Source organism: Mastigocoleus testarum BC008, from assembly GCF_001456025.1.
GTDB lineage: Bacteria > Cyanobacteriota > Cyanobacteriia > Cyanobacteriales > Nostocaceae > Mastigocoleus > Mastigocoleus testarum.
This window is the reverse complement of record NZ_LMTZ01000045.1, coordinates 163,642-175,538: the sequence shown is the minus strand read 5'-3', so window position 1 is coordinate 175,538 and position 11,897 is coordinate 163,642. Positions and strand designations below refer to the sequence as shown.

Annotated in this window: 11 protein-coding genes and 1 tRNA gene; 9 read left to right on the top strand and 3 right to left on the bottom strand. The window is 35.7% G+C overall.

Annotation, left to right across the window (positions count from 1 at the left end):
* Nucleotides 1-254 precede the first annotated feature (254 nt).
* A tRNA-Arg gene (locus tag BC008_RS09070) sits at nt 255-328 on the bottom strand.
* A gap of 38 nt (nt 329-366) precedes the next feature.
* On the opposite strand from BC008_RS09070, the gene moaC reads away from it, so the two are divergent.
* The 6 genes from moaC to BC008_RS09040 all read left to right on the top strand — a co-directional run bounded on the left by moaC (nt 367) and on the right by BC008_RS09040 (nt 4,859).
* A complete protein-coding gene (gene moaC, locus BC008_RS09065) occupies nt 367-879 on the top strand; it encodes a cyclic pyranopterin monophosphate synthase MoaC (protein ID WP_027842228.1) in 513 nt (170 codons plus the stop codon).
* A 196-nt stretch (nt 880-1,075) separates the two neighbouring features.
* Nucleotides 1,076-1,654, top strand: a complete 579-nt coding sequence (locus tag BC008_RS09060; RefSeq protein WP_058183445.1) for a TetR/AcrR family transcriptional regulator — start codon at nt 1,076-1,078, stop codon at nt 1,652-1,654.
* A gap of 378 nt (nt 1,655-2,032) precedes the next feature.
* Nucleotides 2,033-2,617: a fasciclin domain-containing protein gene (locus BC008_RS09055; RefSeq protein WP_027842229.1), complete on the top strand. Its 585-nt coding sequence runs from the start codon at nt 2,033-2,035 to the stop codon at nt 2,615-2,617.
* Nucleotides 2,618-2,741: 124 nt separating this feature from the next.
* Nucleotides 2,742-2,990, top strand: a complete 249-nt coding sequence (locus BC008_RS09050) for a 2TM domain-containing protein (RefSeq protein WP_027842230.1) — start codon at nt 2,742-2,744, stop codon at nt 2,988-2,990.
* Nucleotides 2,991-3,118: 128 nt separating this feature from the next.
* Nucleotides 3,119-3,427 carry a DUF3181 family protein gene (locus BC008_RS09045; RefSeq protein ID WP_027842231.1) on the top strand — a complete coding sequence of 103 codons (309 nt, stop codon included), beginning with the start codon at nt 3,119-3,121 and terminating at the stop codon, nt 3,425-3,427.
* Between the two features lie 859 nt (nt 3,428-4,286).
* On the top strand, nt 4,287-4,859 hold the full coding sequence (locus BC008_RS09040) for a YqhA family protein (RefSeq protein ID WP_153009552.1): 573 nt from the start codon (nt 4,287-4,289) through the stop codon (nt 4,857-4,859).
* 148 nt (nt 4,860-5,007) lie between these two features.
* Here BC008_RS09040 and BC008_RS09035 read toward each other — a convergent pair whose 3' ends face one another.
* Both BC008_RS09035 and BC008_RS09030 read right to left on the bottom strand, forming a co-directional pair.
* Nucleotides 5,008-5,469, bottom strand: a complete 462-nt coding sequence (locus tag BC008_RS09035; protein WP_027842232.1) for an ABA4-like family protein — start codon at nt 5,467-5,469, stop codon at nt 5,008-5,010.
* Between the two features lie 206 nt (nt 5,470-5,675).
* A complete protein-coding gene (locus BC008_RS09030) occupies nt 5,676-6,392 on the bottom strand; it encodes a biliverdin-producing heme oxygenase (RefSeq protein WP_027842233.1) in 717 nt (238 codons plus the stop codon).
* Nucleotides 6,393-6,961: 569 nt separating this feature from the next.
* Between BC008_RS09030 and glmM the strand changes: the two genes are divergently transcribed.
* The 3 genes from glmM (at nt 6,962) to hpsN (ending at nt 11,714) form a co-directional block, all read left to right on the top strand.
* Nucleotides 6,962-8,425, top strand: coding sequence for a phosphoglucosamine mutase (gene glmM, locus BC008_RS09025; RefSeq protein ID WP_058183444.1), 1,464 nt, complete (start codon nt 6,962-6,964; stop codon nt 8,423-8,425).
* Between the two features lie 426 nt (nt 8,426-8,851).
* Nucleotides 8,852-10,516 (top strand): hormogonium polysaccharide biosynthesis protein HpsL, encoded by a 1,665-nt coding sequence (gene hpsL, locus BC008_RS09020; protein ID WP_036265001.1) that lies wholly within the window; start codon nt 8,852-8,854, stop codon nt 10,514-10,516.
* Between the two features lie 187 nt (nt 10,517-10,703).
* The gene (hpsN, locus tag BC008_RS09015; protein WP_027842235.1) at nt 10,704-11,714 is read left to right on the top strand and encodes a hormogonium polysaccharide biosynthesis glycosyltransferase HpsN; all 1,011 of its coding nucleotides are present in this window, start codon (nt 10,704-10,706) and stop codon (nt 11,712-11,714) included.
* Nucleotides 11,715-11,897: the final 183 nt, after the last annotated feature.

Below are 11,897 nucleotides of genomic sequence, written 5' to 3'. Positions count from 1 at the left end.
ATATTCTACGACACATGCTCTACTTTTGTTCCTTCTTCTTTTTTCTTCTTACCCCGACTTACTGAGCGGATACCAATTAAAGTACCTAGGATAATTTTTGAGACTTGTATCAGCAATACGAATACTGCAAGTCTCTATAATCTCAATAACATCGCACTTAGGAATAAATACTTATATAAAAGCCAAATCATTCCTTGAGGAAATATATCTTAATGAAGAAGTATTACCTCTATGCATGTGCTACATCTTATAAACGGACGAGGAGGGATTCGAACCCCCGACACCGTGGTCCGTAGCCACGTGCTCTAGTCCACTGAGCTACACGTCCTTGCCTTACCGGATATAAGAGTATCACATCTACACGCCATGACGCAAGAAAAAATTTTCGATAATTCTCCAGCTTTAAGTCATCTAGATCATTTGGGACAATCTCAAATGGTGGATGTCTCCAGTAAAATCCCCACAGTTCGCCAAGCAACAGCAGTAGGTAAAGTCAAGATGCACATAGAAACTTTTGGTGCAATTCAGGCTGGAAATGCTCCTAAGGGAGATGTTTTAGGTACTGCGAGACTTGCAGGGATTATGGCTGCAAAACAAACTGCCAACCTTATTCCTTTATGTCATCCTTTACCGCTACAAAAGGTTGAAGTTAAAATTAATCCCCAACCACAACTACCTGGTTACGAAATTCAAGCCACAGTCAAAACTAAGGCTGAAACAGGAGTCGAAATGGAAGCTTTAACTGCTGTTTCTGTTGCTGCTCTTACTCTCTACGACATGGCAAAGGCTTTAGAAAAGTCAATTCAAATTGGATCTATTCATTTGGTAAGCAAGACTGGGGGAAAATCGGGTGATTATTTGCGCAAATGTGATGAATGAATTAAGAATCACATCCTTAAAAGGAAAATCATAAAGGTTTATTCAAGATTTTTGACTCCCCAAGGCTTAATAATTTGTGTATCTGAGGACTTGCATAATCTGCTGTCAATTAAATTTGACAAAAAAATAAAATTTGGCAAAACCACCCCAAAGCAGTTCTTGACAAAAATTATTCACCTAAATTAAGTTCATCAGAATGAGTCAAAAATCGAATATAAGTTCCTCACGCACAGCAGTTCTTGATGCAGCCGAGCATTTATTTGCCTCTCAAGGCTATGGGGCTGTGACCCTAAAAGATATAGCTAAGAAACTTGGCATTAAACAAGCTTCCCTCTACTACCATTTTCCTGGGGGAAAAGAAGATTTATTTGTTGAAGTTATGCTGCGTCATTTAGAGCGGCGAAGAGTAACTTTGGAGCAAATTATTGCAACCGAATCCAAAAGTCTAGAAGGTTGTTTAGCTGAGCTAGCAGCATGGCTTTGGGAGCAACCCCCCCTGAATGCTAACCGTATTATTCATACCGACCTAACAGAGATTAATGCTCAAAAAGCAATTGAAATTGAGCAAGCAATTGGTCGTTGCGTTCACGCACCTGTAGAAAAATTATTTGCACAATACCAACCGCAGTTAAGAGGAGACCCAGGTTTTATTGCGGGTATTTTTTTGTGTGGTGTTGAACCCTTACCGACTGTCCAAAAATACGGTAACAAAACCAAAGACGAAATGATTGCTGAGTTGATAAGCCTAGTACTTTATGGGGCTTTAATTCAATAATTCATTTTTCGATAGATTGCATAAGATTATCTGAAATAGTTTAGGTTGCAAATTGTTAAGAAAATATGTACATTTTAAATATTGCCTACCTATTTTTAGGTAAGTAATTCCGTAAATTCCGGAGTATAAACCTAAGCTATTTTTTATCAAAAATCATTGTCCACTCCCTGGAAAAATTAATGTGGCAATAGTTCCGATTTTTAATTGCATCCTTGGCGATTTTGGGGAATTTGGTGCTAGTTTTCAATGCTAAAGCTGCAACAAGTAACGATTTGAAAATTACAGTTGATGGCTTGAAAAAGCAGCAAGGGCAAATTTATTTCAGTAACTTGAGTTTGCAGACAGGATATCTTATTTTTTCCTAGAGGATAAACATCAATGAGAAATCAAACATTTGTGCATCTGTTGGGTAAAGCATTTGCTGTTGCAACTTTCGCGAGCCTTAGTGTCGTGGTAAATATTCCAAATTATGCAGAGTCTTTCGCCACTCCCAAAACTTCAAGTACTAAAACTTTAGGTACTGTAGTATCCCAAACAAATCATGGAAATAGCACTATTGTTGACATTGCTGCCTCAGACTCCAATTTTCAAACTTTGGTAACAGCAGTAAAAGCTGCAGATTTGGTAAAAACACTATCCGGCGATGGTCCTTTTACTCTTTTTGCACCTACAAATGAGGCTTTTGCTGCTTTACCAAAGGGGACTCTAGATAAATTACTCAAACCAGAAAATAAAGAAACCCTGCAAAAAATTCTCACTTATCATGTTGTTTCCGGTGCTGTTGAGTCCGGTGACTTGAAATCTGGTGATGTAGACACCGTGGAAGGTAGCTCTGTCAAGGTTCAAGTCAAAGATAATGGGATTAAAGTAAATAAATCTAAAGTCATCAAGGCAGATATAAAAGGTAGTAATGGCATCATTCATGTCATCGATAGAGTACTTTTACCTGCCGATTTGAAATAGTTGAGTTTGCTTGTGGCGGAAGTTGCTGTTGACCATAAATTTGCATCGAGGATAACGACAATTCCACAAAAAAAATTAAAATAAGGCATATAGCTTAGTTAGTGCAAGTCTACAGTAAAAATTTATGCCTCCTCGTTGGCCTCGCAAACCCGACCGTAAAGATCCAGATTACCGCAAACTAGATGACCGGATGAATTTTGCTGTTCATGTGGCAATATTCGCCGTTACTAATTCTGGTTTGTGGTTTTTTCATAATTTGCAAAAAGCAAACTGGGAATGGTTACCTTGGTTAACACTTGCTTGGGCTGCTATTTTGTTAGTTCATTTCATTTACATTTCGGCGATCGCTGACTACTCAACAGACGCTACCTAGATTACCCCCAGATGAGGAAATTTATTAGCATCATCATATTCAGATGATTGTTACTTGGGATAGCAAAGTTGGCTGAGTAGTTAAGTCATAATCAACCAGCATAAATTTATTCCTTATTATTTGGGGTTATTCTAATGGCTAATACAACGGAACTACTGGAAGCTTTAGCAGCAGAAATTGGCGAAAATGTTTATATAGATGTCGCAAAATGGCATCTTTATCTTGCGAATGCCAAACTACATACGATTGTTGCCGAACAAATGTATTCTTTAATTACCGATAATTCACTAAGTGAGAATCGGGTTAAAGAAGTTCTCGGAAATATTTCTGTTAAAATCGGTGCTGGAAAAAAAGAAATTGCCTTACTTGATTTTCTACCATCCCAATGCTTGGTAGAACTTATGGAAATTCTAGAAAAGTTTCAGCAGGAAATGTAATTATTCTTATTATCCTTTAGAGATAATAAAGATAAGGAGACAGATATATCAAAGTGATGTAGTATATCCATCTGATTGATTAATAAATAAGCATACAATCAATCAACACATTTAGTTGCGATCAAAGTGCTACTGACTAAATTTGGCACTTTGATCGCAGCTATAAATATAATGGGAATCAATCTATTCGGTATTACAAAACTATGAAAATTAGAATCTACATCTACTCATAAATTTATTAAAATTCTCACAAAACAAAATAAAACATAAAGACAACTAAAATCTAAATTTTCAGATACAGACACCCAAGCGAATATCTAATATTTCATTGATTGGTACAGTAAAAGTTCACTAAACACTAATTATTTTATTTAAAAACATTAAAAAATAATATATCAGCTGAATACGTAAATATAATTATTAAATTTAACAGAGAATAATTGGTTATTAAGAAGCCACAAAAAAATGTGGTGGTTTAGAAAAATATACAAGTAAGTCAAGCAAAATATTGTGATTGATTTCTTAGTAAAATCACAATTATCTTACGCAACATCTTCAAAGCCTGGTGTGTAATTGATACCAGCACTTAAATTAAGCTTTCCTAACAATAGAAATTATATTAAAGCAAGGGTTTTCAACAATAATGTTTTATCATCAGTGAAATATCCACCCTCTTATAGAGAAAGCTCAGTCTTCTAGAGGATGTCAAAATTTACAAAGTTTTATTCATATATCAGATTTGTCACCAGTTTGTCCCAATCAACCGATTAAGATGAAGCACGTTTTTTAATTGTAAATAAATAGTTGTAAATTATGATGCTCCCGTATTCCAAGGGTTATCTACAGGAGAAATAAATATATGTTGTTCAGAACCATGGTTGGGCGAGTTTTAGTTGGTAGTCGTATATCGATTATGCTCGCTGTAGTTTGTTCTTTATTGGCAGCAATCACACTCTTAATATACGGTGCAAGGGAAACTTTTGCTACTATTGGTCATGCGATAACTGCAAATGAAGTATCTAGTAAAGAAGCAAAGTTCTTGATTTTATCATTTATTGAAATCATCGATTTGTTTCTCCTTGCAACGGTGTTATATATCACCGGAGTTGGGCTCTATGAGCTTTTTATTGATAATCGTATTAAGGTTCCTAGTTGGTTAGCTATTAATAATATTGAAGACCTAAAAGACAAGCTTGCTAGTGTAGTAGTTGTTATTTTAGGTGTCGTATTCCTAGGACAAGCGGTTAAGTGGGAAACTGGAACGGAAATATTACCTTTCGGAATAAGTGTGGCTTTAGTTATTACTGCTTTAACCTATTTCTTGAGTGAAAAACAGAAAACTGAAAAAAAAGTAAAACCAAATAATCATAAAATTGACAATCACAAACTTGACCATCATCAAATTGAGAGCACTAATATAGAAGCAAATTAAAGCTTTAGTACTCATCCAGTTAATGCGGTTAGTATTCCAAAAATGTCGTGGGCGCTAAATAAGCCCAACTTTAATTTTATCTGTGTTCCTGTGTTCCCTTTTTAGATCGGTTTTACGTGCGTCTACGACAATAAATTTGGAGAAATGATTAAACTATTGCATCTTCTACTATGTCTTTATTGTCGCTGGAAGAAAAGAATTTTTGTGTAGTCCAATAAGTCAAAATATGAGAAAGTAAACCTAAAGGACCTGCAAATAAACAAAAAGCTAAAGAATGAGCAGTCCAAACTCCAGTTCTCCGACCTTCTAAATAAATATAACGTCCGACAAATAAATCCATGACTAAAAAGTGAATCCAACCAGTAGCAGCAGCTTTCTCTTCAGCAAAAAACTTTGCAATATCTACTAATTGAGGGTTGGATAAAGCTTGGGCATTTTCTGGTGTAATACTAATAATAAACAGATATAGATAAGCTAATGCCAAAGGTATAAAAGCAATATAAGATTTCATCACCTTTTGTGTAATTTCCCACTTTGGCAAGAAAATCATTAATACCCAAAATGGTAAAACAAAAACATTGGCGATGTTAAAGATTTGAGTTACAGGCATAAAAATAAGTGTAAATTTGATGTAAGAGTATCAATTCTATCTTGCTAGTAAATTTGCAATAGCCTAGGATTGCAGTAATAAAATTGCAACATGAGATTACAACAAGTTAGGGACAGTAACCTTGGGTTTATCTATATGAGACTACAGATAATCTCAAGGCTACTGTCCCTAAGATTTATTATTTCACATATTTATGTTTGGATAGCCTAGTCTGCTGTAGCTAATTCTGTGCTACCGCGAGAACGTCTTCGAGTCAAACTATTGAATAGCATGACCCCGATAGCTTTGATTAAATTACCTTCCAACTCTTCAAACATTTTCATGTTCATCCCGAAAGCTGCATTTGCTTCATCAACAATGCGCTCGTCAGTTGCTTCGTCAACAGGTAACTCATCTAAAGTTTGACGATACTGTTTCTTAAAAGCTTTTTCGTCAGTTATGTGCTCGAATTCATAAAAAGCTGTACCTTCTCCATCAGAAAGATTCATTGCTGTTACAGCAATATTTTTCAGAATCTGTCCACCGGATAGATCGCCCAAGTAGCGAGTATAAGAATGAGCAACTAACAATTCTGGCTCTGTTGCGGATATTTCCCGAATACGCTGAACATATGCTTCTCCCGCTGGAGATAGTTTAATTTCCTCTCTCCAATTGGAACCGTAGTAGTAATTAAGGTCGGTTTCTAAAGTATGCTTGCGATGTAGTTGTGGAAAATCTATCTTTGCAACAATTGGATGATCTTTATGCTTTGCCATCTCCTCTTCCATCGCTGAGTAGATGAAGTAAAAATTAGCTACTAGTTTTTTATAAGAGTTTTTCTCAACTACTCCCCTTAAAAAACATTTGACAAATCCAACATTCTCTGCCATTGTGTGGGCTTTTTTAGTGCCAACACGTAGTTTGCTTGCTAAATTGCTACTCATCCTAATTTTCCCAACTTTATAAATTTGATAGTTTGATTAGTTGCCTAAATCTTGATTTACCAAAAAATAAAAAACCTACTAATTTTTTACATTAGAGCTATTTGATGAGAATTTTTGTTAAAAATATTTAAGAAGATAATTGTTATTTCAAAATTTTCCCAAAAAATATCCTTATGCAAAGTTGATGAGATAATTGGTAGTGAAGACATTTTTAACTTTTCGATCTGAGTAACAGTTCTAAAAGAAAATTAACCTTTAGCAAAATATGCAATTTGAAAAGTGCATTTTATATAGATTATCGCTAAGAAATATATTCCCATAACGCTCATGAATACATAGAAATTTTTGATACTGAGTGCTTTAAAAAATAAAAATTAATAACTGCTATATTAAACTAGTGTTTATACGTACAATTTTATTGTATTATTTTATTTGTATAAAAAATAATTTTTAGTAATAAATTCTGATGAAGTTTGTAAAAAGTCCTGACCAAAAGGTAATCCAGGGGAATTGTTGGAAGAGCTTTAAAGTGATATTCTCCAGTTTGACTGTGTGGAGCGTAAAAACCTATGGTCTCATCTATAACTCGAACTTCAGATATTGGTGGAAACTCTGCTGTTAAGTCTGATAATTCTCATAACTCAGTGTTTAACTCGTTGATACTGCCAGTAACACCTCTGTTTGGTACAGATGGTATCCGTGGCAAAGTGGGAGAAATATTAAGTGCTCCCCTAGCTTTGCAAGTCGGCTTTTGGACAGGTGTTATATTACGCACCCATACCCAGGAGCTAGGTCCCGTCATTCTCGGACAGGATTCTCGAAATTCTGGAGATATGCTAGCAATGGCTTTGAGTGCAGGTCTAGCAGCTGCAGGAATAGAAGTTTGGTATTTAGGGTTATGCCCAACTCCTTGCGTTGCTTACCTCACCAGTGTAACTGCTGCTATTGGTGGTGTGATGATCTCTGCAAGTCATAACCCGCCCGAAGACAATGGAATTAAAATTTTKKKTGATGRTGGAGTAAAGTTATCGAAAAACTTGCAGGGTGAAATTGAAGCTGGACTCCGTGGTACTGGAAATTCTATCTCTAGCACTATTGTAACTGCTTGCGGAYGTCATTACCCGCGTCCGGAACTAGTAAAAGACTATACAGGGGCCTTAAAAGCACCTCTGCATGATATAGTTAACTTTGCAGGGATGAAGATTGTTTTAGATGTCGCTTGGGGTGCAGCGGTAGGTTTAGCACCTTCGATATTTGAATCGATGGGAGCAGAAGTTGTGTGTCTGCACAGTGAACCCGATGGTAACAAAATCAATGTCAACTGCGGTTCTACTAACTTAGGAATTCTCCAGCAAGCTGTTCTAGATAACCAAGCAGATATTGGATTTGCCTTTGACGGAGATGCAGATCGCGTATTAGCTGTTGATAATCTTGGACGTCCAGTTAATGGCGATTATATCCTTTACTTGTGGGGATGTAACTTACAGCAAAATAAAAATTTACCTCATAATCTAATAGTTTCCACCGTGATGGCAAACTTGGGTTTTGAAAGGGCTTGGAATCAACAAGGTGGTAAATTAATTCGTACCGCAGTAGGCGATCAACATGTCCAAGCAGAAATGTTACGAACTGGTGGAATGTTAGGTGGCGAACAATCCGGTCATATTCTGTGTCGACATTACGGTATCACTGGAGATGGTTTATTAACTGCATTACATATGGCTGCTCTAGTTCGTTCAGCAAAAGTTTCACTTTCCGATTTAGTAGATAACAGCTTTGAGACATATCCGCAAATTTTGCAAAATGTATATGTCAAAGATAGGGATAAACGTGCTAAGTGGCAAGAATGTCAAACTCTGCAAGAAGCAATTTCTCATGCTGAAAATGCTATGGGAGATGCTGGTAGAGTTTTAGTTCGCGCATCAGGGACTGAACCAGTCATAAGGGTAATGGTGGAAGCCGAAGATCTGGAAATAACTCAGCATTGGACGCAGGAATTAGTTTCAATAGTTCAGCAACAACTTGGGGAATAGTGGTACTTCAGTATTAAATTCTGTTAGCTTAAGTATTTTTGCTAACACCTATTAAGGTTAGAGCGGTCAGAGAATTTTTTAATATCTCTTTTGGCGATGCAAATCATTGGGTCAGTATTCTGAGTATTATTTATCTGTTATCTTCTACTTTATATTACTGAGAATAAAAAATTGGAAGAAGTTGCATTCAAATGCAGTAATTTGCCTACAGCGCTTTTAAATATTGCCATTTGGCCTTTAGCTGTAAGTATTTTCTCTTTGAATGTAACTTAATTCGGGGTTTTTCTTTGAGATAAAAATAGGTTAAAAAGATAACAAGATTTTTACTTTACTCAAAATACTCTGTTAGAAGCACCGCAAGGAGCAACTACAGAACTTGACCATTACGGTCAGGGTTACGCTAACAGGACTCAGTACTGACCCCCAATGTTAAAAAACAAAAAGAAAAAAAAATCTACAAAAAAACAGCAAAAACCAGAAACTCCAACCCTTAGCCTTAAAGAAAAGTTAGCTCAAAAGCGTAAGGCTGCAAAAGCACGAAAAGAATTAACTAGTCTGCTAAGTACCGCCATCGGTGGCGGTGTTTTTTTAGGGGTAATACTTTTTTTAGTGGCTGGAATAAAGTTAGCACTTCCTGGGATGATGGCGGTGATAGTACTAACCCTTTCCTATAAGTATCCATTTCCGGCGTTGTATGTTTTCATGATTTATGTACCTTTTGGGGGAACTATTATTTACTTGTTGGGTAACTCTCCAGTCTTACAACTAGCCAAAGATGGTTTTTATCTTCCCGCCGTAATTGCAATTTGGCAAAATACCCGCAAGCAAAGAATGCCTTTTCTGATTCCCCAAGGAATTAAAACACCCTTATTTATTTTGTTAGGTTTGTGTTTGCTGACTCTGTTATGCGTTAATGGTTTGCAGCAAATTAGTCCTCCTCCACCCAAAGCTTTTGCACCTCCGACTAAAGAAATGCCTTTGGGTATGGGTATTTTAGGTTTAAAAGTATTCTTAGGTTATTTACCCTTAATTACTTGTGGATATTATCTGATTAAAAATAAGCGAGATTTTTTATTTTTATCGCGTTTGCAAGTGTCTTTAATTCTTGCTTGCTGTGTGTTGGGACTCATTCAACGGGTCATGTTAGAAGTTGGGATATGCCAAGGTACAAGGGGAGTAGTAGGCGGAGCATTATTTAAAGCAACTCTTGATGCGCGTTGTTTTATTGGTGGTTCTTTAGTTTTTAGCCCGGGTTTTATGATTCGTCTTCCGGGTACTTTTGTTGCTCCTTGGCAATGGGGATGGTTTTTAATTTCCAGTACATTTTTTACCTTTGCAACTGGTTTTAGCGATCCTTCTATTCTATGGCGTATTTTTAGCTTAAGTTCTTTGGCATTAGTATTTGTTAATGCTGTAATTTGCGGTCAGAGAATAGCTTTAGCATTAGTTCCAACTTGTTTTATTTTATTATTGTTGTTGACCGGCCAACTTTCCAGTCCTAAAAGATTTATTCCTATAATGGTTGGACTAGTATTAATTTTGGGAGGTGCGATCGCCAGTAATCCCGAAATTATTCTATCTAGCTTGGATAGTTTTATTGGTCGTTGGGAAGCTTCACCACCTTACGAGTTTATTACTAATCAGTTTCACGAAGTATTACATTTTCTAGATCGAGATGGAACTCCCTTAGGTATGGGTTTAGGTAGAGCTACCAACTCAGCGAGAATATTAGGTAAAACTAAACTTCTAGAAACTTATTATCCTAAAATTATGTACGAAATTGGAGTATTTGGGGCTTTAGGATTTCTAGCATTAGTAACAACCCTGACAATAATTTGCTTTCGGACATATCGTCGTATAAAAAACCGTATTTTCCGTGGTTACGCATCGGCTTTATGGGTGTTTATATTATTTATTAGTTACAACACTTACTACTATCCTCTCGATGTCGATCCAGTCGCTGTTTATTACTGGTTTTTCGCAGGTATTCTCTTGAAACTACCAGAAATAGACAAAATAGAACAACTCAAACAAGAACAAGTAAAACCAGGAAAAAATCAAAATAAGAAGGGGAAGAAAAGGTTCAAATAAAATCTCATTTTCACATGCATAAAATTTAAAGCCATATATTAATAAATCTAAATCAAAAGCTTTAAATGATAAACTCTAAAAAAATAAATTTTCAATATTTAAACTGGCATTAATAAATCACATTAGATTTATAAAATCAATTTATTAAATAACAATCTATAAATCAATAACTTAAAATTGAAACAATATGAATTTACCATTTATATCCGTAGTAATACCAACATATGGTCGTGAAGAGGCATTAAGAAATAGCATTCTTGATGTCCTTAAACAAAATTACCCCAAATTTGAAGTTTTAGTTGTAGATCAAACGCTAAATCATCAGCCAGAAATTCAATCTTTTTTAGAAGAACAAACAGCACTAAATAAAATTAAATGGTATCGCTTGAATTGGGCTAGTTTACCTGGAGCTCGTAATTATGCAGTAAGGCGTTCAATAGGTGAGATTATTTTATTTATTGATGATGATGTCGAACTGGAATCCGAATTTTTAGCAGCTCATGCAAAAAATTATATTGATAAACCCCAAATCGGAGCAGTTGCTGGAAGAGTTTTTGACCGAATGAAAATAGCAGACTCAGCTGAGGGGAAAACTCAGGGAGATAAAAAAACTGCTTATAAAACAATAGATTATTTACCTCCTCAAGCAATGGATCCTGGTATTGCTTGGTATTACATTGATTTGGTACATACAATCAAGCCCCAGCAAGTTTTAACAGCAAGGGGTTGTAACATGTCTTTCCGACGCGAAATATTTACTGAACATGGGCTCAAATTTGATGAAAGATTTCGTGGTAGTGCTGTTCGAGAAGAATCAGATTTTTGTCTGCGTTTACGACAAACTGGATATCATATTTGGTACGACCCAGAAGCGCATTTAGTACATTTGGGGGAAGAGACAGGTGGTTGTCATGATATTAGTATGCGTTCCCTCAAGTATCAATTAACTTTTTATCACAACCATTTTTTGATGGGTTTAAAAAACCTGAATATAAGTCAAGCACTTCGTCTCTATGCAAGGTTATTTGATTGTCATGTTCTTGGACGTCCTCCCTGTCATAAAAGTACTTCACCACTTAAAATTCTTACTCGCTTTATCTTTTATGTTCTAGGTTTTATGAAAGCATTGGGGACTTATATTAAATCGTTATGGAATGATGGTCAAATATACACTAATTTGGATCGAGAATATGTATAACCAAAATATTGTCTATCCAAATTTGGATTATATTTTGCGACATAATTGAACTGGCTATTTTTAATAATTAATAAATTAGAAAATAAAATAAATAGAGAGGCAACTAGAGAATATATAAATCAGGTGATTAGACCCATGGCTAATTACTTGTCATCAGCTATTTTCTAATTATTATATGACGCT